We start from the raw sequence: 22,603 nt of genomic DNA on the forward strand, positions 1-22,603 counted from the left end.
CCGGGACGGTGAGATCAGCGACCTTCACAGCTACCCCCTCAGCAGGCTGAGCAGCTCGGCGCGGGAGGCCTGGGAGCTCTTGAAGCCGCCCCGGACCGCGGAGGTCGTCGTCGTGGCGCCCGGCTTGCGGATGCCGCGCATCGCCATGCACAGGTGCTCGCACTCCAGGACCACCATGACGGACTGCGCGTCGAGCTTGTCGACGAGCGCGTCGGCGATCTGCGAGGTCAGGCGCTCCTGCACCTGCGGGCGCTTGGCGTAGAGATCCGCCAGGCGGGCCAGCTTGGACAGGCCGGTGACCTTGCCCGCCTTGTTCGGGATGTAGCCGATGTGGGCGGTGCCGAAGAAGGGCACCAGGTGGTGCTCGCAGGTGGAGTAGATCGGGATGTCCCGGACCAGGACCAGTTCCTGGTGATCCTCGCTGAAGGTCTTGCTCAGGACCTCGGTGGGGTCGGTGTGCAGGCCGGCGAAGATCTCGGCGTAGGCGCGGGCCACGCGGGCCGGGGTCTCCTTGAGCCCCTCGCGGTCCGGGTCCTCACCGACGGCGATGAGAAGTTCACGCACGGCGGCCTCGGCCCGCTCCTGGTCGAAGGTGGCGGCGGTCGCCACGTCGGTGTCGCTAACGGTCATGGGGGTTGTCCTTCGTGGTCGGGTCGGCTTCCGGCTTCTCGTCGATCAGGCGCGGGAACTCGGTGGTGGCGTCGTCGCTCGGCCGCTCGTGCTCGGGCAGACGGAAGCCGATGAGTTCCTGCTCCCGCTCACCAGTCTCCCCGACGTCGGCCGGCTCCACCGGCGGGGCGTAGTTCTTCATGCCCGGGTGCTCGCCGGCGCCCTGCCCGCTCGGGGTGGAACCGCCGGAGGCCGCCGGGTCATAGGGGTTCTTCGGCACGGTCGGGCCGGGGCCCCCGGACCCGGACGAACCCGGGACGAACCAGTCCTTCGGCGGCTGCGGCCCGCCGTAGTTCGGCGGTCGCCAGCCCTGTCCCTCGGCGGAGTCCTGGTTCTTCCAGGATTCGCCCCAGCTGCCCGATCCGGCCTGCTCGACCTGCCTGGTCTTCTCCTCGTCGCGCTTGGCCTGGCGCTCGGCACGGGTCTTGCGGGAGGCTTCCAGCAGGGAGAAGCGCTTGGGCGGTTCCTCGCCGCGCTCGCGGGCGATCTCCACCGGCGTCTTGACCGGCTCGTAGCCGAGCTGGCGGGGGAAGCGTACGTCGGTCATGTCCAGACCGATGTCGTCGACCGGGGCCGGGTCGAGGCCCTCGAAGATCACCTCGAGGTCCGGGCGGCGCAGCGTCTCCTTCTCCAGGAGCTTCTCCGCCAGGGTGTCGAGGTACTGGCGGTTGTCGCGCAGGATGCGGTAGGCGTGCTGGTGGGCGACGTCGATGATGTGGTGGACCTGGTCGTCGATCTTGCCGGCGACGCGGTCGGAGTAGTCAAGGGTTCCGCCTCCGCCCATGCGGGAGAAGGGGTCGCCCTGCTCATCGCCGAACTTCACCGTGCCCAGCTCGGGGCTCATGCCGTATTCGGTGACCATGGCGCGGGCGATCTTCGTCGCCTGCTCGATGTCGGCGGAGGCGCCGGTGGTCGGGACGCCGAAGACCAGTTCCTCGGCGGCGCGGCCGCCCATGGCGAAGACGAGCCGGGCGTAGAGCTCGTTGAGGTTGTACATGCCCTTGTCGTCCTCGGCGGCGGTCATGGCGTGGCCGCCGGTGCGGCCGCGCGCCAGGATGGTGACCTTGTACACGCGATCGATGTCCTCGAGGGCCCACGCGGACAGGGTGTGGCCGCCCTCGTGGTAGGCGGTGATCTTCTTTTCCTCCTCGGAGATGACCGTCGAGGAGCGGCGCGGGCCGCCGATGACCCGGTCGGTGGCCTCCTCCAGGGCGTCGGCGGTGATGACGTTGCCGCCGATGCGGGCGGTCAGCAGGGCGGCCTCGTTGAGGACGTTGGCCAGGTCGGCGCCGGACATGCCGGCGGTGCGCTTGGCCAGGGACCGCAGGTTGGCGTCCGGGGCCAGCGGCTTGCCCTCGGCGTGGACGGCGAGGATCTTCTCGCGGCCCGCCAGGTCCGGGTTGCCCAGCGGGATCTGGCGGTCGAAGCGGCCCGGGCGCAGCAGCGCCGGGTCCAGGATGTCCGGGCGGTTGGTGGCGGCCATGATGATGACCCCCTCGCGGTCGCCGAAGCCGTCCATCTCGACCAGCAGCTGGTTCAGGGTCTGCTCACGTTCGTCGTGCCCGCCGCCGGTGCCGGAGCCGCGCTGACGGCCCACGGCGTCGATCTCGTCGATGAAGATGATGCACGGCGAGTTCTCCTTGGCCTGCTTGAACAGGTCGCGGACACGGGAGGCGCCGACGCCGACGAACATCTCGACGAAGTCGGAGCCGGAGATGGAGTAGAAGGGCACCCCGGCCTCACCGGCGACGGCGCGGGCGATGAGCGTCTTGCCGGTGCCGGGCGGGCCGTAGAGCAGGACGCCGCGCGGGATCTTCGCGCCGAGCTCCTCGTAGGGGCTCGGGTCCGTGAGGAAGTCGACGACCTCCTGCAGCTCGTCGACGGCATCGTCCGCTCCCGCGACGTCGGCGAAGGTGTTGGTCGGCATGTCCTTGGTCAGTTCCTTGGCCTTGTTGCCGCCGAAACCGAACATGCCGCCGGACTGCATCCGGGTCATGAAGAAGAAGAGCAGGCCGAAGAGAATCAGCATCGGCAGCAGGAACGTCAGCATCCCCATCAGGACGGAGTCCTGGGTGACGTTGGTGGTGTAGTCGTCCGCGCCGGATCCGGCGACCGCGTCGAAGACCTGCGGGGTGGCGCGGGCCGGGTACTGCGCCATGACCTGCTCGACGCCCTCGCGCTCGTCCACCGTGATCGGCTCGCGCAGCACCAGGCGCACCCGCTGCTCGCGGTCGTCGATCTGGGCTTCGGCGACGTTGCCGTCGCTCAGCTGCTCCATGGCGACCGAGGTGTCGACGCGCAGGAAGCTGCGGGTCTCGTCCGTCAGCGCGCTGAAGACGAAGAGCAGCACGAGGATGGCGGCCGTGCCGAGACCGATCTGAAGGATTCTCTTGTTCTTCATGGATGCAGCCGTCATCACGGGTGGGACCCGACGACGCCAAGCCCTTTCCTGTTCGAGGGTGCGGACATCGGGCCCGACGCCGCCAGTCTCCTGAGGGTGGACTGCGGCCGGGCCCCTACGTTCTACCTACAACGCACGCGACGTGGAAGTTGTTCCCCGCCCACCCGCCGGAGGTAGGTGTCGGGGGTCAGTCTATCGACCTAGTTGTCGCTGTAGACACGCGGGTGAAGCGTGCCCACGAACGGCAGGTCGCGGTAGCGCTCGGCGTAGTCGAGGCCGTAGCCGATGGCGAACTCGTTGGGGATGTCGAAGCCGACGTCCATGATGTCGACCTTCGCGGTCTGCACCTCCGGCTTGCGCAGCAGGGTGATGACGTTGAGGGAGCGCGGGCCGCGGCCCTTGAGGTTCTTCATCAGCCAGGACAGGGTCAGGCCGGAGTCGATGATGTCCTCGACGATGAGCACGTCGCGGCCCTGGATGTCGCGGTCCAGGTCCATGAGGATGCGCACGACGCCGGAGGAGGAGGTCGCGTTGCCGTAGGAGCTGACGGCCATGAACTCCAGCTCGGAGGGGATGCTCAGTTGGCGGGCGAAATCGGTGAGGAAGAAGACGGCGCCCTTGAGCACGCAGACGAGGATCAGCTCATTCTCCGGCTCGGTGTTGCCCTTGTACTTCTCGCTGACCATGTCCGCCAGCTCCGTGATGCGGGTCTGCAGCTGCTCCTCGGTGATCAGGACGGCCTCCACGTCATCGCCGTAACGATTGGCGGGTACGTCGAAATCCTTGATGTCGTGCATGAGCTCTCCTCGTATGGGCCCTAAGTTTCAGGAATGAGTGCCAGTTTGCCACCAACCCGGTGCACAGCCAACCGCCGCCCGTCCCGCTGCCCCACCGCGACGCCGCCCTGCCCGCGCCAGTCCGTGCACAGCTTGTCGACGCCCGCCAGCACCGCCCTGTTGACCGCCAGCCCCTGCCCCGTCAGCCACGCCACGATGCGCCGCCGCCGCAGCGGCTCGGCCTGCGCGGCGAGTTCGGCGCAGTCCTCCGTCGGCTCCCCGGCCAGGGCGGTGAGGTAGCCGTCGTCGGCGGCGATGCGCTCGGCGGCCAGGGCCAGCGCCTCCACCGGATCAGCCCCGGTGATCTCCGCCAGCAGCGGCAGGACCCGGGTGCGCACGGCGACGCGTCGAAAAGCGGGGTCCTCGTTGTGGGGGTCGGACCAGGGCTGAAGGCCGAGCTCCTCGCAGGCGCCCACGGTGTCGGCCCGCCTGACCCTGAGGAAGGGGCGCAGCAGCCCGGGGCGGTCGCTCATCCCGGTGGGCAGCCCGCGCAGCGCCCCGAGCAGCAGGGTCTCCGCCTGGTCGTCCCTGGTGTGGGCGACGACGACCGGGCGCGCGGCCGCGGCACGGAACAGGGCCTCGTAGCGCACCCGGCGGGCCTCGGCCTCGGTGCCGTCGCCCCCGGCGGGCACGTCCACGACCGCCACTTCGGCGGGCAACCCCATCGCGCGCACCTGATCGGCGGCGCGGGCGGCGACCCGGTCAGAGCCCTCCTGCAGGCGGTGGTCGACGATGAGGGCCCGGGCGTCGACGCCCTCGATCGCGCAGGCCGCCGCCAGCGCCAGCGAGTCCGGGCCGCCGGAGACGCCGATCACGCACGCCGGCAGACCGCGCACCGCCTGGCGGCAGGCGAGCAGGTGGGGGCTGACGCGCGGGTAGTCAAGCATCGGGTAGTCAGGCATCAGTCCATCAGGCATTGCGCAGCACGGAGGCGAATTCGTCCAGGGCCCGGCGCGTGGCCAGGGTGTCGGCTCCCCCGTTGGACAACAGGGCGAAGGTGTAGACGTGGCCCGATTCTCCGGTGACGGTGCCGACCAGGGCGTTGACCCCGGTCAGCGTGCCGGTCTTGGCCCGCACCCAGCCACGCCCGTCGAGCCCGTCGTAGCGGCTCTCCAGCGTGCCGACGCCCGACGCGACCGGCAGGGCGCCCAGCAGGGGGCGCAGCTGCGGCTCGGTGGCGGCACGCAGCACGATCTCGTCGAGCAGCGCCGGCGGAATCAGGTTGAGGGTGGACATGCCGGAGTTGTCGGCCAGGGTGACGCCGCTGACGTCGAAGCCGGCCTCGCTGAGCGTGTCCAGCGTCGCCTGCGCCGCCCCCGGGAACGAGGCCTCCGCGCCCCGGGCCGTGGCGACCTCGCGGGCGATGGCCTCGGCCATGACGTTGTCGGACCACTTGACCATCTCCTCCGCCCGCGCTGACAGCGGCGGGGACTCGACGGCGGCGAGCACCTTCGCGCCGGCGGGCGCGGGCCCTTCACCGACGGTGGCGGCCCCCAGCCGGTCGGCGAGCGCGCGGGCGACGTCGAGGGCCGGGGTGTGGCTGCGGGGCAGGTCACCCTCGTCGCCGCCGAGGCGGGCCGCGTTGATCATCGCCGGCTGCATCGGCGCGATGTAGCCGCCGTCGACGTTGTCGGCCTCCACGCCCTCGGCCAGCGCCGGCCCGGACCAGGCGGAGGTGTCGACGATGACCTGGTCGACCCCCTCCCCCAGCTCGGCCGCCAGCTCATCGAGGGCGCTGTCGTCGAGCCACACGTCGCCGGCCGCGCGGATGACCACGCTGCCCGGGTAGGGCCCCGCCACCACCTCCGTGGCGATGGTCCGGCCCGGGTCGAGCGTGAGGACCGCCGCCGCCGCGGTGAGGATCTTCGTCGAGGACGCCGGGGTCAGCGGCACGTCCGCGTTCGACTCCCAGACGGTCTGACCGGTGGTCGCGTCGGTGACGCGGCCGTGCAGGGTCGCCATCGCCGGGTTCTCCGCGGCCGCCTGCAGCGCGGCTGCGGTGGCGGCGGCATCGACCTCGACCAGGTTGGCGGGGTCGTCGGCGGGCAGCACCAGCTGCTGCGGCTCCTGCAGCTGGTAGGCGGGCGCGTGCCGCAGGCCGGAGTAGCGCTCGTGGACTTCCACGCCGAGCACCGCCGTGCCCGCCACCGTGGCTCCCAGCAGGACCACGGCGATTCCGGAGACAATGTTCTTTGTACTCATCCAGTTCAGACTACCGGGCGGGCCACGGGCTACGATGGGGGGCGTTATTGCCTCATCACATAAGGAGACGTACGTCCACCATGGCGCTTGAAGTCACCGTCGAAGTCCAGAAGGGCTCCCGCAACAAGTACGAGTTCGACCACGAGTCCGGCAAGATCAAGCTGGATCGCTACCTCTTCACCCCGATGGGCTACCCGGCCGACTACGGCTTCATCGAGGACACCCTGGGTGAGGACGGCGATCCGATGGACGCCCTGGTCATCCTCCCGGAGTCCGTCTTCCCGGGCACCATCGTCGAGACCCGCATCGTCGGCGTCTTCAAGATGACCGACGAGGCCGGCGGCGACGACAAGCTGATCACCGTGCTCGACGATCCGCGCTACGCCCACATCAAGGAGCTCGAGGACGTCTCCGAGTTCCTGCGCGACGAGATCGAGCACTTCTTCGTCCACTACAAGGACCTGGAGAAGGGCAAGGAGGTCTCCGGCACCGGCTGGGGCTCCCGCGAGGAGGCCGAGAAGATCTTCGCCGACTCCGTCGAGCGCTTCCAGAAGTAGAGCCTGCTTCCCGACGCCGGTCCCGCACAGCTGTGCGGGACCGGCGCTTCGTGTTTCCCGGACCGGCGTCCGGGGGCGTCCTCCGTTCGTTCCCGTTTGTTCCGATGAGGACGGGCACGCTCGGGGCGAGGCCTTTCGAGACAGGCGCGGCGGGGATCTGCCACACTGGTGCCCATGCAGAACATCACCACGAAGCAGATGCAGGACATCCTGGCCGCCAACCCCGACGCGCAGTTCATTGACGTCCGTGAACCCGAGGAGTACGCCGAGGTCCACGCCCTGGGCACGAAGAACGTCCCGATGAGCCAGTTCGCCGACCGTCTCCACGAGATCGACACCGCCGAGGACCTCTACGTCATCTGCCGTTCCGGCGGCCGCTCCGAGCGGGTCTGCCAGTACCTGGAGCAGGCGCAGGGCGCGGAATCCGAGCACGTGTTCAATGTGCTGGGCGGCACGATTGATTGGGTTGAGCAGGATCTTCCCCGCAAATAAATTAGTTGGCCAAATCCCATGATTTGAACCGCTAACGGTCGGAGCCGTACCATCACTGGCTATGCCATCGACTCCGATCCCCAACACGATTCCGACTGCCCTCCTGGAGTCCCCGTCGTTCCAGCTTGAACGCCTCCGTCGTCGCACCCGCGACGAGGTCGAGGCCGCGCTGGCGACCCGGAACACCACCCAGCGCGAGTACTGGGTCCTGACCTGCCTCGCCGACGCCGACGCCGCCTCCCAGTCCGCCCTCTCCGAGGCGCTGGCCATCGACGCCTCCGACATGGTCCGGCTCATCGACGTGCTGGAGAAGAACGGCTGGGTCAAGCGCGAGCGCGATCCCCGCGACCGTCGCCGCCAGATCGTCGCCGCCACCAAGAAGGGCACCAAGGCCCAGTCCGAGCTGGCCCAGCTCATCCACGAGGCGGAGGAGCGCGCGCTCGACGTCTCCACCAACAAGCAGCTCAAGCACCTGCGTAAGCTGGCCAGCACGATCCTCGCCGCTGAAGAAGTCGGCGAGGACGGCACGGACGCGGAGGCCGCTCACTAAATGGCACTGGACCCCCTGTATACGAACTACTTGCGAGGACCCGAAGCAACGGTGCCTCGCACTCTTTATGACGTCCTGGCGACCACCGCCGCCACCTACCCGGAGGCCGCCGCCATCGACGACGGCGAGGACGTCCTCACCTACGCCGAACTCATGGACGCGGTCCACGGCTGGGCCGAGGAGCTGCACGCCAACGGCCTGCGCCGCGGCGACCGGGTCGGCATCCGCATGACCTCGGGCCACCAGGAGCTCTACGTCGCGATCCTGGCGGTCATCGCCGCCGGCGCCGCCTACGTGCCGGTCGACGCCGACGACCCGGACGAGCGTGCGGAGCTGGTCTTCTCCGAGGCCGGGATCAACGGCGTCTTCACCGACGACGGTTTCCGCATGCTCACCCACCGGGAGGACGACGGTCAGCGCGTCGTCGAGCGCCCGCGCCTGGACGATGACGCCTGGATCATCTTCACCTCCGGTTCCACCGGCAAGCCCAAGGGTGTGGCGGTGTCCAACCGTTCGGCGGCCGCGTTCGTCGACGCCGAAGCGCAGCTCTTCCTCGTCGACTCCCCCGGCGGCCCCCTCGGCCCGGAGGATCGCGTCCTGGCCGGCCTGTCCGTCGCCTTCGACGCCTCCTGTGAGGAAATGTGGCTGGCCTGGGGCCACGGCGCCTGCCTGGTGCCGGCCCCACGCTCCCTGGTGCGCTCCGGAATGGACCTGGGCCCGTGGCTCATCCGCCGCGACATCACCGTCGTCTCCACCGTCCCGACCCTGGCCGGGCTGTGGCCGGCCGAGGCCCTGGACCACGTCCGTCTCCTCATCGTCGGCGGCGAGGCCTGCTCTCAGGAGCTGGTCGAACGCCTGGCGACCGAGGACCGCGAAATGTGGAACACCTACGGCCCGACCGAGGCGACCGTCGTCGCCTCCGCCCAGCAGCTCCACCCGGGCCAGCCCGTCGGCATCGGCACCGCGCTGGCCGGCTGGGATCTCGTCGTCGTCGACGAGCACAACCGCCCCGTCGCCGAGGGCGAGGTCGGTGAGCTGGTCATCGGCGGGGTCGGCCTGGCGCGCTACCTCGACCCGGAGAAGGACGCGGAGAAGTACGCGCCCATGGAATCCCTGGGCTGGGAGCGCGCCTACCGATCCGGCGACCACGTCCGTCTCGAGCGCGACGCCCTCTACTTCATCGGCCGCGTCGACGACCAGGTCAAGATCGGCGGCCGGCGCATCGAGCTCGGCGAGGTCGAGGCCAATGTCGCCGCCCTCGACAACGTCTACAACTCGGCCGTGGCGGTGCAGCAGACCGGCGCGGGTGAGAAGGTGCTGGTCGGCTACGTCTCCCTCGACGACGTCGGCCTCGGCTTTGACCAGCTCGCCGCCCATGAGCGGCTGGCGGAGACCATGCCCGCCGCCCTGGTTCCCCGAATCCACGTGATGGAGGAGCTGCCGATCCGCACCTCCGGCAAGGTCGACAAGAAGGCCCTGCCGTGGCCGCTGCCGGACACCGGCGTCGGCGCCGGACTCACCCCGACCGAGCACTGGCTCGCCGAGCTGTGGGTCGACGCCCTGGGCACCTCCGTGGAGTCCGCGGACGACGACTTCTTCTCCCTGGGCGGCTCCTCCCTGGCCGCGGCCACCCTGGTCGGCCAGATCCGCGACCGCGTGCCGACGATGGCGGTCCGCGACCTCTACGACCACCCTCGCCTGGGTTCCCTGGCCGAGCGCGTCGCGGAGATCGCCGCCGAGTCCGGTGTGGACCTGGCCACCAGTGAGCCGATCCCGGAGCGCGACGTGCGCCCGGTCGGCGCCGGCACCCGTCTCGCCCAGTTCTTCTTCCAGATCCTGGCGATGACGCTGCAGGGCTCCCACTTCGTGGCCTGGGCGCTGCTGATCTCCAACGTGGCCAAGGTCGCGGGAATCGACGGGGCGGTCCACACTCCGTGGTGGATCGTCCTGGCCATGCTCCTCGCCTTCGCCACCCCGGTCGGCCGTATCCCGATCGGCGCTCTCGGCGCCCGCCTGCTCACCGCCGGCGTCACGCCCGGCGAGTACGCCCGCGGCGGCTGGACGCACCTGCGCATCTGGGCGGCCGAACGCTGGGCCGACGCCTCCGGATCGCGCTCCATCGGCGGCTCCACCTGGGTCAACAACTATGCGCGCCTGCTGGGAGTGGGCGTCGGCAAGGGCGTCGACCTGCACACCCTGCCTCCGGTGACCGGTCTGCTGACCATCGGCGACCATGCCGCCATCGAGCCGGAGGTCGACCTCAGCGGCTACTGGCTGGACGGCGACGTCCTGCGGGTGGGCACGATCGTCATCGGTGAGGAGGCCCGCATCGGCGCGCGCTCGACGCTGATGCCGGGTTCCGTCATCGGCCAGGACGCCCACGTCGAGGCGGGGTCGACGGTCACCGGCGACAAGCCGGTGAAGAAGGGCGCGCGTTGGGCCGGCTCCCCCGCCGCCAAGGTCGGCCGGTCCAAGCATCGCTTCCCGGACGCGCACCCGCCGCGTCGCCCGCTGTGGGTCGGCGTGTACGGCCTGACCTCGGTCGGCCTGGCGGTGCAGCCGCTGGTGGCCATCGCGCTCGGCGTGCTCACCGTCGTCGGCCTGCTCCAGGCCACCGAGGGTCACCCGGCCGTGGGCGCCATCCTCTTCGCCCCGCTCGGCGGCCTCGTCGCCTTCGCGTTCTTCATGGTCGCGACCTGGCTCGGCGTCCGGCTGCTCTCCATCGGCCTGAAGCCGGGCGTGTTCCCGGTGCGCTCCGCGCAGGGCTGGCGCCTGTGGACCACCGGCCGTCTCATGGACGACGCCCGCACCTACCTCTTCCCGCTCTACGCCGGCCAGCTGACCCCGCTGTGGTTCCGCTCGCTGGGCGCGACGATCGGCAAGGACGTGGAGATCTCCACCGCAGTGGGCATCCCCGCGCTCACCGAGATCAAGGACGGCGCATTCCTGGCCGACGACACGCTCGTCGGCGGCTACGAGCTCGGCGGCGGCTGGATGCTCACGGGCGAGACGAAGATCGGCAAGCGGTCCTTCGTCGGCAACTCCGGCATCACCTCTCCGGGCCGCAAACTGGCGAAGAATTCACTGGTCGCGGTGCAGTCCTCCACCCCGAAGAAGGCCAAGGCCGGCGCCAACTGGTGGGGCTCCCCGCCGGAACGAATGCGCCGCGTGGAGGTCACCGCCGACGGCGGCGAGGCCCTGACCTACGCGCCGGGCACCCGCGTGAAGATCGCCCGCGCCTTCATCGAGACGATGCGCCTGCTGGCCCCGATGACCTCCGCGATGATCCTCGCCGGCGTCGTCGTCACGCTGCTGTGGCTGCTCACCGACTTCGGCCTGGCCGTCATGTGGCTGGCCTCGGGCGTGACGCTCATGGCCGCCGGCCTCATCGCCGTGGCGGTCACGGTGGTGGCGAAGTGGGTGTGCGTCGGCAAGCACAGGCCGGGGGATCATCCGCTGTACTCCTGGTTCGTCTGGCTCAACGAGCTGCAGGACGCCTTCGTCGAATCCGTCGCCGCACCGTGGTTCTTCAACAACGCCTTCGGCACGGGCGAGCTCAACGTCTCGCTGCGCGCGCTCGGCGCGACAATCGGCCACGGCGCGTGGATCGAGTCCTACTGGTTCCCGGAGACCGACCTGTGCGTCATCGGCCGCGGCGCGAGCATCGGCCCGGGCACCGTCGTCCAGACCCACCTGTTCCAGGACCGCGTCATGAGCCTGGACTACGTCACCGTCTCCGACGGCGGCACCCTCGGCGCCCACTCCGTGGCGCTGCCGGCGGCCGTGCTCGGCGCCGGCGCCACCGTGGGCCCGGGCTCACTGGTCATGCGTGGCGACCAGGTCCCGGCCAACACCCGGTGGCAGGGCAACCCGATCGAGCCCGTACTCGGTTAAGGACGGCAGACCACGCTCTGTCTCCGGACCCCGACTCCAGGGTAGGGTGACCAGTTCCACCGTCGCCTGCCCCGGAGTGCCCATGTCCACCCAGACCCTGATTCTCATCGCCGTCGCCGGTTTTGCCGCGCAGCTCGTTGACGGCGGCCTGGGGATGGGCTTCGGCGCCACCTCCATGACCATCCTCACGACAGTGGCCGCCATGGCCCCGGCGACGGCCTCGGCGGTGGTCAACACGGCCCAGCTGGGCACGACGGTGGTCTCCGGGTTCGCGCACTGGCGTTTCGGCAACGTCAACTGGAAGGTCGTCGTCCTCCTCGGCGTCCCCGGCGCGATCGGGTCCTTCGCCGGGGCGACGCTGCTGTCGAATATCTCGCTGGACGCCGCCCGTCCCCTGACCGCGGCGATTCTCGCCGGCATCGGCATCTTCCTGCTGCTGCGGTTTTCGCGGGGCAGGGTCCAGCGCTCGCAGGCCGAGCGCCCTCTGAACAAGCCGGTCCTCAGCGGTCTGGGCCTCGTCGGCGGCTTCATCTCCGCCTCGGGCGGCGCGGGCTGGGGTCCGGTGACGACCTCGGCGCTGCTGGCCAGCGAGCGCCTCGAACCGCGTCGCGTCGTCGGCACCGTCAACACCGCCGAGTTCCTCGTCACCGTCGCCGCGGTCATCGGCTTCGTCTTCGGCCTGTGGGAGGAGCTGACCGCCAACCTCGCTGCCGCGGTGGCGCTGCTCATCGGCGGTGTCCTCGGGGCGCCGATCGCCGCGTGGGCGGTCAGTCGCCTGAATTCTTCGCTGCTGGGCGGCGCCGTGGGCACGCTGCTGGTGCTGCTCAACCTTCCCAAGCTTCTCGACGCCCTCGGAGTCGGCGAACCCTGGACCACGGCGATCAACGCCGTGGTGCTCGTCGCCGGCGTCCTCGCCGCCGGCGTGGGCACCTACCGGGCCCGCCGCAACCGGGCGGCGCTGGCGGCCGACGCTAAGCCTGCCCCCGGCGTCGAGAAGGCCCCCGCCTAGCCCAGGTACAGCCGGGCGTGCCCGTCGACGCCCTCCGGCAGCTCCCCCGAACCGCTGAGACCGAGCCCGTCCTCCCAGAAGAAGTTCATCCGGTAGCGCTCGGTCACCCCCTGGGCGCTCGCCCCACCCGCGTGGCCGTAAAGCACCCGGACCGAGGAATCGCCGGTCCTGCCGACCTCTTCGACCGTCCTCATCTCGAAGGGCGCGGGAACCGTGATCATGTCGCCATGATGGAAGAAGACGACCGCCTGGGCGAGGGACGCCCCGATGCCGTTGCCGCCGGCGGCATCCCCGTTGGATCCCTCCAGGACCACGTAGCTCAGCGTCCGGCAGGCGTCGTAACCGTCCTCCTTCAGCTGAAAGTGGAAGTAGGAATCCTCCCGCGGCGTCACCTCCCAGTTGTGCGCGCCAAGCTCGCCGAGCTGCACCGCGCCCCGATCGAGGATCGGTGCGAAATCGCTGTCCCCGACCCCCTTGCTCGCGCACCCCGGCCGGGGCTGCTGAGGCTGCGGAGGCTGCGCCACGGTCGTCGTGGTCACCACCGCCGCATCCATCTCCCCCGGCGGGGCGGGCGGGCCACCACTTCCGCACGCGGCCGTCAGGGCAGCTGAGGCCAGGGCAACGGAGACCAGCGCGCTTCGCATCTTCTCCTCCTCGGGAGGGGTGGGCCTACGATCCTACGCCCGGAGAAAAACCCTGGGAAGCCCCCACGAACACGCACACGTGTGCCTGTTTTCCTCAGCGACCGTGGAAATGGGGAGGCCGCTTCTCGACGCGCGCCAGCCCCACCTCCCGGAAATCCTCGGAGTTCCAGGCGGCGGCGCGGGCGTCGGCACGCTCGGTGGCGCTGAAGCTTCCGGCGAACTCCATCTTGAGCTGGGCCACCGTCAGGGGCGCCTTCCGCGCCGCCTGCCGGGCGAGGTCAAGTGCGGCGCCGGCGTCGCCCGGGAACATGGCGAAGCCCGAGTCGAGCGCGGCCTCGGCGTCCAGCTCCGTGCCCAGCAGCAGCATGGCCCGGGCACGGGAACCGCCGACCAGGCTGTTCAGGGCGGTGACGGTGTCCTCGTCGACGCCGATGGCCATGTCCGTCACCGGGATGCGGAAACTGGCGTCGGGACCGACGACGCGGACGTCGCAGGCCATCGCGAGCATCGCGCCGGCACCGATCGCGGGCCCGTCGACGGCGGCGATCACGACCGTGGGGTGCCGACGGATCGCAGTCATGAGATGCTCGAGCGCCGGGTAGAGCTCACCGGCGAAATCCTTCTCCGCCAGGTCCGCACCGGCGCTGAAGACGCTGCCGGCGGCGGTGAGGACGACCGCGCGGGCGCCGCTGTCGAGGCAATCGCGCAGCGCTTCCTCGACGGCCCGGCACAGTTCCACGCTCAGGGCGTTGCGCTTGGCGTCGCGGTTGAGGGTGAGCAGGCTGACCCGGCCCTCATCGAGGCGGCGGCTGAGGACGAGCTGTTCCTCGGTCACGGTGGACCTAATCGCCGATCTGGTCGCGGCCGCGCTGGACGATCAGCGGATCCGGCCGGCCGACGACGTCGTGGTCCTTGTTGGTGTACTCGAACTTGCTGAGCACGTAACGCATGGCGTTGATGCGGGCGCGCTTCTTGTCGTTCGAGCGGATGGTCACCCACGGGGACTCGTCGGTGTCCGTGTACCGGAACTGTTCCTCCTTGGCCCGGGTGTAGTCCTCCCACTTGTCCAGGGAAGCCAGGTCCATCGGCGAGAGCTTCCACTGACGCACCGGATCCACCTGCCGGATGGCGAAGCGCGTGCGCTGCTCCTTCTGGCTCACCGAGAACCAGAACTTGGTCAGCGAGATACCGGAACCGAGAATCATGTTCTCCAGCATCGGCACCTCCCGGAGGAACTCGGCGTGCTGGGACTCCGTACAGAAGCCCATGACGCGCTCGACGCCGGAGCGGTTGTACCAGGAACGGTCGAAGAAGATGATCTCACCGGCCGAGGGGAAGTGGGCGATGTAGCGCTGGAAGTACCACTGGGTGGCCTCTTTCGAGGTCGGCTTCTCCAACGCGATGGTACGGGCGCCGCGCGGGTTGAGGTGCTCGTTGAAGCGTTTGATCGTGCCGCCCTTGCCGGCGGCGTCACGCCCCTCGAAGAGGATGATGTGGCGCTGGCCGGTCTCCTTGGTCCAGTTCTGCCACTTCAGCAGCTCGATCTGCAGCTGACGCTTGACGTGCTCGTACTCCTTGCGGGTCATCCGCTCGTCATAGGGGTAATCCTCGCGCCACGTCTCAATCGGCGTGCCGTCCGCATTGAGGAGTACCGGATCGTCCTCATCGGAATCGTCGACGGTGTAGCCCTCTGTGGCGGCTAGGTCGATCAGCGGCAGGTCGTCGTCATTGTGGTCAGCCATGCGTTCGAGTCTAGCGTCGGGCTTCGGATTAGGTGCGGTTAGTTCCGGGAACCTGCTACCGGAATTCACCCGCCGGAACCGGGCCGGAAAATGCAGGAAGCCCCGCACCGGAGTGCGGGGCTTCAAGTCAGCTTGTCTTAGAGCAGACCAGCCAGGTCGACGGCGGCGTCGGCCCAGTCGCCGGCAACCTCAAGGTTGTCGAAGAGCCACTCGATGATGCCGGTGGAAGACAGGGTCTGCAGGTTGTCCAGGAACTCCATGTTTTTCTCCTTATGGAAGAGGTGGGGCGTTCAGTGGGGACGCTCCCACGAATGTGTTTTGTGAAAGGTTTTCGGTGGCCCCTCCGCCAATCCGGACGGGCCGCCGGGTGCCGATCCCCAGGGGGCGGCGGGAACTACTTAGGAGTCAGCCTCGACGGAGGAGAGGCTGGAGGTGCTGGCCTCGGCGCCGGCCTCGGCACCGTTCTCAGCGTCGGTGGAGGAGAAAGCGTCCAGAGCGGAGGAGGTGGTCTCGAACTCGACGTCAGCCTCGAGGTTGAACAGGTTCTGCAGCAGCTCGACCGGCAGGGTCAGGAAGTCCTTGATGGCGCCAGCGAAGGTAGCGAAATCGTCCAGCAGGTCAACGTAAACGGTGAGATCCATGAAATTCTCCTTGATAGGGGCCAGCAGGGCTGGCGGAAGGTTTCCAGTTTTGCTGACACCCTGAAGGGCGTCACAGGAATAATCATGTCACAAACCGGTCACGCGTCAACCGCAGAGACGGAGAATTTACTTCGATTTAAACAATTTTCGGGACTTCCCGGACCAGCCCAAAAGGGCGGGGCCCGAACCACCCCCACACCCCTGAACTGGCCTTTTGATATTCCAGCACAGAATAGTTCCACAAAAAGTTCCGATCGACGTAACACATTTCCGGCGTCGCGCGACGTAGGACAAACCCATACCCACCCAGCTTTCTCACAGCACCCCCGAATGGGGTCAAATACAGCCTTTCTTCAGGTGGTCATCTGCGAAAGAGGCCTCGCCCCGTCGCCGGGCCAGGCCCGGAAAGACGCGACGGCCCCGCCGCACCGGGAGGGTGCGGCGGGGCCGTCTGGCGTCGATAAGCCTCCCAGGGCGAGCCCGGGAGGGGGCTCAACTACATGCCCATGCCCTGCATGTCGTCCATGCCGGCGCCTGCGCCCGCCGGCTGCGGCTTGTCGGCGACGACAGCCTCAGTGGTCAGGAACAGAGCGGCGATGGAGGCGGCGTTCTGCAGTGCGGAACGGGTGACCTTTGCCGGGTCGTTGATGCCGGCCTTCATCATGTCGACGTACTCGCCGGTGGCGGCGTTCAGGCCCTCGCCGACCGGGAGGTTGGCGACCTTGTCGGCCACGACGCCCGGCTCCAGGCCGGCGTTGTAGGCGATCTGCTTCAGCGGAGCGGCCAGGGACTGACGGACGATCTTGACGCCGGTGGCCTCATCGCCGGTCAGGCCGAGGTTGTCGTCGAGGACCTTGGCCGCCTGCAGCAGGGACACGCCGCCGCCGGCGACGATGCCCTCCTCGACCGCAGCCTTGGCGTTGCGGACGGCGTCCTCGATGCGCATCTTGCGCTCCTTGAGCTCGACCTCGGTGGCTGCGCCGACCTTGATGACGGCCACGCCGCCGGCCAGCTTGGCCAGGCGCTCCTGCAGCTTCTCGCGGTCGTACTCGGAATCGGAGTTGTCGATCTCGGCGCGGATCTGCTTGACGCGGCCCTCGATCTGCTCCGAGGAGCCGGCGCCCTCGACGATGGTGGTGTCGTCCTTGGTGATGACGACCTTGCGCGCCTGGCCCAGGAGGGACAGGTCGGCGGTCTCCAGGGAGAGGCCGACCTCCTCGTCGATGACCTGGCCACCGGTGAGGATGGCCATGTCCTGCAGCTGGGCCTTGCGGCGGTCACCGAAGCCCGGGGCCTTGACGGCGACGGACTTGAAGGTGCCGCGGATCTTGTTGACGACCAGGGTAGACAGGGCCTCGCCCTCGACGTCCTCGGCGATGATCAGCAGCGGCTTGCCGGACTGCATGACCTGCTCCAGGACCGGCAGCAGGTCCTTGACGTTGGAGATCTTGGCGGAGACCAGGAGGATGTACGGATCCTCGAGGACGGCCTCCTGACGCTCCGCGTCGGTGGCGAAGTAGCCGGAGATGTAACCCTTGTCGAAGCGCATGCCCTCGGTGACCTCGAGCTCCACGCCAAAGGTGTTGGACTCCTCGACGGTGATGACGGAGTCCTTGTTCACGGAGCCGTTGCCGACGGCGTACATCGCCTTGGCGATCTGCTTGCCGATCTCCGGATCCGCGGCGGAGATGCCGGCGGTCTGGGCGATCTGCTCCTCGGTCTCGACCTCCTTGGCGGACGCCAGGACTTCCTCGTTGACCTTCTTGACCGCAGCCTCGATGCCGCGCTTGATGCCCATCGGGTTGGAGCCGGCCGCGACGTTGCGCAGACCCTCGGAGACGAGCGCCTGGGCCAGCACGGTGGCGGTGGTGGTGCCGTCGCCGGCTACGTCGTCAGTCTTCTTGGCGACTTCCTTGACCAGCTCGGCGCCGATCTTCTCGTAGGGATCCTCGAGCTCGATCTCCTTGGCGATGGTGACGCCGTCATTGGTGATGGTCGGGGCGCCCCAGGACTTCTCCAGGACGACGTTGCGGCCCTTCGGGCCCAGGGTGACCTTGACCGCGTCGGCGAGGGTGTTCAGACCCTTCTCAAGACCGCGGCGTGCTTCCTCATCGAAGGCAATGAGTTTAGCCATGTGGTGTGTTCTCCTCGTTTGATAGATTCGTTGACGACACTCACGTCTGCCTCCAAGTAGGCGCCCGCGACGGCACGGCTGACGAGTGTGGACAGCCTCACCCACTCGGTGATCAAGATTTCTGGCACTCAATCAGTTCGAGTGCTAAATCCGTTTTAGCACTCCAACCCCCCGAGTGCAAGGCGATGGGCCGTGACCGACGGGTCCGCTCACGTACCCTGAGGCACATGACTTCTCAGATCACAGTGACCGACCGCGAGCGCATCTTCACCGACCTGAAGGAACTGGTCTCCTTCAATTCCGTGCACGGCCGCGCGGAGCTTGCCGACGCCTCGCACGCCGCCGCCGAGTGGGTCGCCGCCGCCCTGCGCGGGCACGGCCTGAGCACCGAGGTGTTCGACACCGTCGACGGCTCGCGCACCGTCCTCGGCCGCCGGGCCGGCGCCGCGGACGCCCCGACCGCCCTGCTCTACTCCCACTACGACGTCGTCCCGGCCGGGCCGCTCGGCCAGTGGCTCTCCGATCCCTTCACCCTCACCGAACGCGACGGCCGCTGGTACGGCCGCGGCGCCGCCGACTGCAAGGGCAACGTCGCCATGCACCTGGCCGCACTGCGCGCCCTCGAGGCCCACGGCGGCACGGACGTCAACCTCACCGTCCTCATCGAGGGTTCCGAGGAGAACGGCGGCGTCGGCCTGGACAACCTCATCGAGACCCGCCCCGACCTGTTCCAGGCCGACATGATCCTCATCGCCGACTCCGGCAACGCCGCCGTCGGCGTCCCGACCCTGACCGCCAGCCTCCGCGGCGGCGCCCAGATCACCGTCACCGTCGACACGCTGAAGAACCCGGTCCACTCCGGTCTCTTCGGCGGCGCCGCCCCGGACGCCGTCGCCGCACTGATGCGCACGCTCAACTCCCTCTACGACGACAACGGCCTCACCGCCATCGACGGCGTCGACGCCACCGGAGTCTGGGCCGGCCTGCCCTACGACCCGGAGACCTTCCGCCAGGACGCCGCGGTCCTGGACGGCGTCGACATCTACTCGCAGACCCCCGCCGACCAGGTCTGGGCCCGCCCCTCCGTCACGGTCACCGGCTTCTCCTCCACCCCGGTCGAGGAGGCCGTCAACGCCGTCCCGGCCACCGCCAGCGCGCGGCTCAACCTGCGTGTCCCGGACGGCATGGACCCCCACGAGACCGCGGCGAAGGTGGTCGCGCACGTCGAGAGGCACACGCCGTGGAACGCGCGGGTCACGGTCACCGTCGACGACGTCAACCCGACCTTCTCCACCGACGTCACCGCCCCCGGCGCCCGGCTGCTGGGCGAATGCCTCAAGGACGCCTACGGCGCCGGGGAGCTGGCGCTGGTCGGCTCCGGCGGCTCCATCCCGCTGACCGCCACGCTGAAGAAGGCCGTCCCGCAGGCCGAGATCGTCATCTTCGGCGTCGAGGAGCCGCAGTGCACCATCCACTCCCCCAACGAGTCCGTCGATCCCGGCGAAATCGAGCACGTCGCGGCCGCGGAGGCCATGTTCCTCCAGCGTTTCGGCAAATAACGCCCAGCTTTTCTCCCGGACCCCCACAGATCACGTTCACTTAGCCATACTTAGGTTTGATCGCTAGACTGGCCCGCAGTTGGCCGCGCCATTTTGACGCCGCCTCCAATCTTGGGTGTTTCACGGGATCAGACACTGAACGCGATCCCCGGTGGCGCACGCTCGTGTGGCGTCGACGTATGGGGTAGGCGAACGCACCTGTTGCCACGGGTCAGTGCTGACGGAAATACTCAAGAGGGGAGCTAGGGATACGTGCTGGTCTTACTCATCGCGCTCATCCTTGCAGCGGCTGTCGCACCACTGCTGATCCGGCTCATCGGAAGAATCGCTTTCGCCGTCCTGGCGATTGTTCCGGCAGCCGGATTCGCGTGGGTTCTCAGCCTCTTCATCAACGGGACATTCGAGGACGGCGGAGCCCTGTGGTTCCACGCCGAATGGGTGCCGAGCGCGCACCTGAACATCCATCTCCGGCTGGACAGCCTGGCCGCGCTGTTCAGCCTGATCATCCTGGGCGCCGGCGCGCTGGTCCTGCTCTACTGCTGGGGCTACTTCGACTCGAACCCGCCCCGCCTGGCCAAGTTCGGCGGCGAGATGGTCTCCTTCGCGGCCGCGATGTACGGCCTGGTCATCAGCGACTCCTTCCTGCTGATGTACGTGTTCTGGGAGATCACCTCGGTGCTGTCGTTCATGCTGGTCGGCTACTACGGCGAGCGTGCCTCCTCACGCCGCGCCGCCGGACAGGCCCTCATGGTCACCACCCTCGGTGGCCTGTCGATGCTGGTCGGCATCATCCTCCTGGGCCGCCAGACCGGCGTCTGGCACCTGTCCCAGATCCCCAAGTTCAACGATCTCGCCGAGACCCCGTACATCCTCGCCGCGGTGCTGCTCATCCTGGCCGGCGCCCTGTCCAAGTCCGCCATCGCCCCGGCCCACTTCTGGCTGCCGGGCGCGATGGCCGCGCCGACGCCGGTCTCCGCCTACCTGCACTCCGCGGCCATGGTCAAGGCCGGCATCTACCTCGTCGCCCGCCTGGCCCCGGATTTCCGGGTGATCGACGGCTGGCACCTCACCGTCATCTCCATGGGCCTGTTCACCATGCTGCTCGGCGGCTGGATGGCCCTGAAGCACAAGGATCTCAAGCTCATCCTGGCCTACGGCACGGTCTCCCAGCTCGGCTTCATCATGGCGGTCACCGCGATCGGCTCCCGGGAGGCGATGCAGGCCGGGCTCGCGCTGACCTTCAGCCACACCCTGTTCAAGGCCGCGCTGTTCATGATCGTCGGCGCCATCGACCACGCCACCGGCACCCGTGACGTCCGCGAGCTCTCCGGCCTGGGGCGGCGCGAACCGCTCATCGCGGCGCTGGGCTGGATCTCGGCGTTGTCGATGGCGGGCATCCCCCCGCTCTGGGGCTTCATCGCCAAGGAATCCGCGCTCACGGCCGTGCTGGAGGAGGATCTGCTCGTCGGCATGCCGCGCCAGCTGATGATGGTCGGCCTCGTCGTCGGTTCGGTCCTCACGATGACGTACGCCCTGTACTTCCTGCACGGGGCGTTCGCCACCAAACCGGCCGACCACCCGAGCGGCGGCGGCACCTCCGTGGCCGTCGAGGAGATGGAGAAGATCGGCCCGACCCTGTGGCTGGCCCCGGCCGTCCTGTCGGCGCTGACCGTCCTGTTCGGCCTGTGGCCGAAGCCCATGGACGTCGCCATCGGCGCACACGTCGCCAACGTGGACAAGGCCACCCCGGCCGACGAGGCGGCCCATCTGGCGCTGTGGCACGGCTTCACCGTCCCGCTGCTGCTGACCGCCGTCATCGTGGCGCTGGGCGCGGTGCTGTTCTGGCAGCGTGGTGTCCTGGCCCAGGCGCAGTTCGAGAAGCCGGCCCTCGGCTCGGCGGACCACGCCTACGACGCGGTCCTCAACTTCTTCCGCAACCTTTCCCTGCGCCTGACGGCGTCGACCCAGCGCGGTTCGCTGAGCGTCAACCTGGCCGTCATCTTCATGGTGCTCATCCTGCTGCCGGGCATCGCCCTCATCACCGGCGAGCGCACCGACGTGCGCGTCATCCTCTGGGACAACCCGTGGCAGGGGCTGGCGTCGGCGATCATCATCGTCGCCGCCGTCGCCGTGACGCTGGTGAGCAACCGGCTCTCCGCGGTCATCCTCGTCGGCGTCACCGGTTTCTCCATCGCCTTCATCTTCGCCAGCCACGGCGCCCCGGATCTGGCGCTGACCCAGCTGCTGGTGGAAACCATCGTCATGGTCCTGTTCATGCTGGTCCTGCGCAAGATGCCGACGGAGATCGACCAGGCGCAGACCACCAAGTACCAGCGCCTGCGCGCCTGGCTGGCGATCGCCACGGGCCTGGCCGTCACGGTTGTCGCCATGTTCGCCATGAACGCGCGAATCACCGAGCCGGCGTCCGCGCTCATCCCGGATCTGGCCTACGAGATCGGCCACGGCGCCAACGCCGTCAACGTCATCCTCGTCGATATCCGCGCCTGGGACACCTTCGGCGAAATCTCCGTCCTGGTCGTCGCCGCCACCGGCGTCGCCTCCCTGATCTACCGCACCCGCTCCTTCAGCCGCGGTTCCCGGCGCCCCACCCTGAAGGTGCAGGGGCGCCGCTGGCTGGCCTCCGGCGTCGAGAGCGAGCGCGCCCAGAACCGTTCGCTGCTGGTCGACGTCACCACCCGCATCCTCTTCCCGTCGATGATCGTGCTCTCCCTGTACTTCTTCTTCGCTGGCCACAATTCCCCCGGCGGCGGCTTCGCCGGCGGCCTGGTCGCGGGACTGGCGTTCACGCTGCGCTACCTCGCGGGCGGCCGCGCCGAGCTGGAGGAGGCCCTGCCCATCGACGCCGGCAAGATCCTCGGCACCGGCCTGCTCCTGGCCCTGGCCGGCGCCATCTGGCCGATGTTCCTCGGCCAGCCGCCGATCACCAGCCATATCTGGGACCTCACCCTGCCGCTCATCGGCGACATGCACGTGCCCAGCGCCCTGCTTTTCGACGCCGGCGTCTACGTCATCGTCGTCGGGCTCATCAAGCACATCCTCGACTCCATGGGCGCCCAGCTCGACCTGGAGGAGGAGATGCGCAAGCAGCGCGCCCGGGACCGTGCCCGGTCCATGCAGCGCGCGGCCGAGCACCGGCGTCGGCAGGCGCAACGCCAGGCAGCCCGCTCGGCCAGCCGGGAAGGCCCGCTGCCGACCACGCCACGCGGCAGCCCGATCCTGACCACCGACACCACCGCAGAGGAGGACAACTAG

General features: G+C 69.0%; 18 protein-coding genes. 7 read left to right on the forward strand and 11 right to left on the reverse strand.

Features of this window, described 5'->3' with window-relative positions; all coding sequences use genetic code 11:
* Positions 1–30: 30 nt before the first annotated feature.
* The 5 genes from folE to dacB all read right to left on the reverse strand — a co-directional run bounded on the left by folE (position 31) and on the right by dacB (position 6,108).
* Positions 31–630: a GTP cyclohydrolase I FolE gene (gene folE, locus CGUA_RS11710; RefSeq protein ID WP_290195863.1), complete on the reverse strand. Its 600-nt coding sequence runs from the start codon at positions 628–630 to the stop codon at positions 31–33.
* Positions 620–3,070 carry an ATP-dependent zinc metalloprotease FtsH gene (gene ftsH / locus CGUA_RS11715; RefSeq protein ID WP_290195865.1) on the reverse strand — a complete coding sequence of 817 codons (2,451 nt, stop codon included), beginning with the start codon at positions 3,068–3,070 and terminating at the stop codon, positions 620–622. Before ftsH ends, folE begins: the two co-directional genes overlap by 11 nt.
* Positions 3,071–3,270: 200 nt before the next feature.
* Positions 3,271–3,867, reverse strand: coding sequence for a hypoxanthine phosphoribosyltransferase (gene hpt, locus CGUA_RS11720; protein ID WP_290195867.1), 597 nt, complete (start codon positions 3,865–3,867; stop codon positions 3,271–3,273).
* Between the two features lie 20 nt (positions 3,868–3,887).
* On the reverse strand, positions 3,888–4,808 hold the full coding sequence (gene tilS / locus CGUA_RS11725; RefSeq protein WP_290195869.1) for a tRNA lysidine(34) synthetase TilS: 921 nt from the start codon (positions 4,806–4,808) through the stop codon (positions 3,888–3,890).
* A 7-nt stretch (positions 4,809–4,815) separates the two neighbouring features.
* Entirely contained in the window at positions 4,816–6,108 is a 1,293-nt protein-coding gene (gene dacB, locus CGUA_RS11730; RefSeq protein ID WP_290195872.1) for a D-alanyl-D-alanine carboxypeptidase/D-alanyl-D-alanine endopeptidase, read from the reverse strand.
* A gap of 80 nt (positions 6,109–6,188) precedes the next feature.
* Between dacB and CGUA_RS11735 the strand changes: the two genes are divergently transcribed.
* The 5 genes from CGUA_RS11735 to CGUA_RS11755 all read left to right on the forward strand — a co-directional run bounded on the left by CGUA_RS11735 (position 6,189) and on the right by CGUA_RS11755 (position 12,610).
* Positions 6,189–6,665 carry an inorganic diphosphatase gene (locus CGUA_RS11735; protein WP_290195875.1) on the forward strand — a complete coding sequence of 159 codons (477 nt, stop codon included), beginning with the start codon at positions 6,189–6,191 and terminating at the stop codon, positions 6,663–6,665.
* A gap of 174 nt (positions 6,666–6,839) precedes the next feature.
* Positions 6,840–7,157, forward strand: coding sequence for a rhodanese-like domain-containing protein (locus tag CGUA_RS11740; RefSeq protein WP_290195876.1), 318 nt, complete (start codon positions 6,840–6,842; stop codon positions 7,155–7,157).
* Positions 7,158–7,218: 61 nt separating this feature from the next.
* Positions 7,219–7,707, forward strand: coding sequence for a MarR family winged helix-turn-helix transcriptional regulator (locus tag CGUA_RS11745; protein WP_290195878.1), 489 nt, complete (start codon positions 7,219–7,221; stop codon positions 7,705–7,707).
* Positions 7,708–11,601 (forward strand): Pls/PosA family non-ribosomal peptide synthetase, encoded by a 3,894-nt coding sequence (locus CGUA_RS11750; RefSeq protein ID WP_290195880.1) that lies wholly within the window; start codon positions 7,708–7,710, stop codon positions 11,599–11,601.
* 82 nt (positions 11,602–11,683) lie between these two features.
* Positions 11,684–12,610: a sulfite exporter TauE/SafE family protein gene (locus CGUA_RS11755; RefSeq protein ID WP_290195882.1), complete on the forward strand. Its 927-nt coding sequence runs from the start codon at positions 11,684–11,686 to the stop codon at positions 12,608–12,610.
* Here the strand turns inward: CGUA_RS11755 and CGUA_RS11760 are convergent.
* From CGUA_RS11760 to groL, 6 genes are all read right to left on the reverse strand, one after another.
* Entirely contained in the window at positions 12,607–13,254 is a 648-nt protein-coding gene (locus tag CGUA_RS11760; protein ID WP_290195884.1) for an LppP/LprE family lipoprotein, read from the reverse strand. The genes CGUA_RS11755 and CGUA_RS11760 overlap by 4 nt on opposite strands.
* A 94-nt stretch (positions 13,255–13,348) precedes the next feature.
* Complete coding sequence (locus CGUA_RS11765) at positions 13,349–14,089, reverse strand: enoyl-CoA hydratase-related protein (protein ID WP_290195886.1); 741 nt, start codon at positions 14,087–14,089, stop codon at positions 13,349–13,351.
* 7 nt (positions 14,090–14,096) lie between these two features.
* Positions 14,097–14,996, reverse strand: coding sequence for a polyphosphate kinase 2 (ppk2, locus tag CGUA_RS11770; protein WP_290195888.1), 900 nt, complete (start codon positions 14,994–14,996; stop codon positions 14,097–14,099).
* Between the two features lie 137 nt (positions 14,997–15,133).
* Positions 15,134–15,256, reverse strand: coding sequence for a porin (locus CGUA_RS11775; protein WP_290195890.1), 123 nt, complete (start codon positions 15,254–15,256; stop codon positions 15,134–15,136).
* 138 nt (positions 15,257–15,394) lie between these two features.
* Positions 15,395–15,637: a PorH family porin gene (locus CGUA_RS11780; RefSeq protein WP_290195892.1), complete on the reverse strand. Its 243-nt coding sequence runs from the start codon at positions 15,635–15,637 to the stop codon at positions 15,395–15,397.
* A 496-nt stretch (positions 15,638–16,133) separates the two neighbouring features.
* Positions 16,134–17,771 (reverse strand): chaperonin GroEL, encoded by a 1,638-nt coding sequence (gene groL / locus CGUA_RS11785; RefSeq protein WP_290195894.1) that lies wholly within the window; start codon positions 17,769–17,771, stop codon positions 16,134–16,136.
* Between the two features lie 227 nt (positions 17,772–17,998).
* Here groL and CGUA_RS11790 point away from each other — a divergent pair, with 227 nt between their 5' ends.
* Both CGUA_RS11790 and CGUA_RS11795 read left to right on the forward strand, forming a co-directional pair.
* Positions 17,999–19,330 (forward strand): dipeptidase, encoded by a 1,332-nt coding sequence (locus tag CGUA_RS11790; RefSeq protein ID WP_290195895.1) that lies wholly within the window; start codon positions 17,999–18,001, stop codon positions 19,328–19,330.
* A 252-nt stretch (positions 19,331–19,582) separates the two neighbouring features.
* Positions 19,583–22,603, forward strand: a complete 3,021-nt coding sequence (locus tag CGUA_RS11795; RefSeq protein ID WP_290195897.1) for a Na+/H+ antiporter subunit A — start codon at positions 19,583–19,585, stop codon at positions 22,601–22,603.

The organism is Corynebacterium guangdongense (assembly GCF_030408915.1).
Taxonomy (GTDB): Bacteria; Actinomycetota; Actinomycetes; order Mycobacteriales; family Mycobacteriaceae; genus Corynebacterium; species Corynebacterium guangdongense.

Bases quoted from the DNA above. Each gene is read 5' to 3' on its own strand.
- folE (WP_290195863.1), bottom strand. From the start codon at position 630: ATGACCGTTAGCGACACCGACGTGGCGACCGCCGCCACCTTCGACCAG.
- ftsH (WP_290195865.1), bottom strand. From the start codon at position 3,070: ATGAAGAACAAGAGAATCCTTCAGATCGGTCTCGGCACGGCCGCCATC.
- hpt (WP_290195867.1), bottom strand. From the start codon at position 3,867: ATGCACGACATCAAGGATTTCGACGTACCCGCCAATCGTTACGGCGAT.
- tilS (WP_290195869.1), bottom strand. From the start codon at position 4,808: ATGCCTGACTACCCGATGCTTGACTACCCGCGCGTCAGCCCCCACCTG.
- dacB (WP_290195872.1), bottom strand. From the start codon at position 6,108: ATGAGTACAAAGAACATTGTCTCCGGAATCGCCGTGGTCCTGCTGGGA.
- CGUA_RS11735 (WP_290195875.1), top strand. From the start codon at position 6,189: ATGGCGCTTGAAGTCACCGTCGAAGTCCAGAAGGGCTCCCGCAACAAG.
- CGUA_RS11740 (WP_290195876.1), top strand. From the start codon at position 6,840: ATGCAGAACATCACCACGAAGCAGATGCAGGACATCCTGGCCGCCAAC.
- CGUA_RS11745 (WP_290195878.1), top strand. From the start codon at position 7,219: ATGCCATCGACTCCGATCCCCAACACGATTCCGACTGCCCTCCTGGAG.
- CGUA_RS11750 (WP_290195880.1), top strand. From the start codon at position 7,708: ATGGCACTGGACCCCCTGTATACGAACTACTTGCGAGGACCCGAAGCA.
- CGUA_RS11755 (WP_290195882.1), top strand. From the start codon at position 11,684: ATGTCCACCCAGACCCTGATTCTCATCGCCGTCGCCGGTTTTGCCGCG.
- CGUA_RS11760 (WP_290195884.1), bottom strand. From the start codon at position 13,254: ATGCGAAGCGCGCTGGTCTCCGTTGCCCTGGCCTCAGCTGCCCTGACG.
- ppk2 (WP_290195888.1), bottom strand. From the start codon at position 14,996: ATGGCTGACCACAATGACGACGACCTGCCGCTGATCGACCTAGCCGCC.
- CGUA_RS11775 (WP_290195890.1), bottom strand. From the start codon at position 15,256: ATGGAGTTCCTGGACAACCTGCAGACCCTGTCTTCCACCGGCATCATC.
- CGUA_RS11780 (WP_290195892.1), bottom strand. From the start codon at position 15,637: ATGGATCTCACCGTTTACGTTGACCTGCTGGACGATTTCGCTACCTTC.
- groL (WP_290195894.1), bottom strand. From the start codon at position 17,771: ATGGCTAAACTCATTGCCTTCGATGAGGAAGCACGCCGCGGTCTTGAG.
- CGUA_RS11790 (WP_290195895.1), top strand. From the start codon at position 17,999: ATGACTTCTCAGATCACAGTGACCGACCGCGAGCGCATCTTCACCGAC.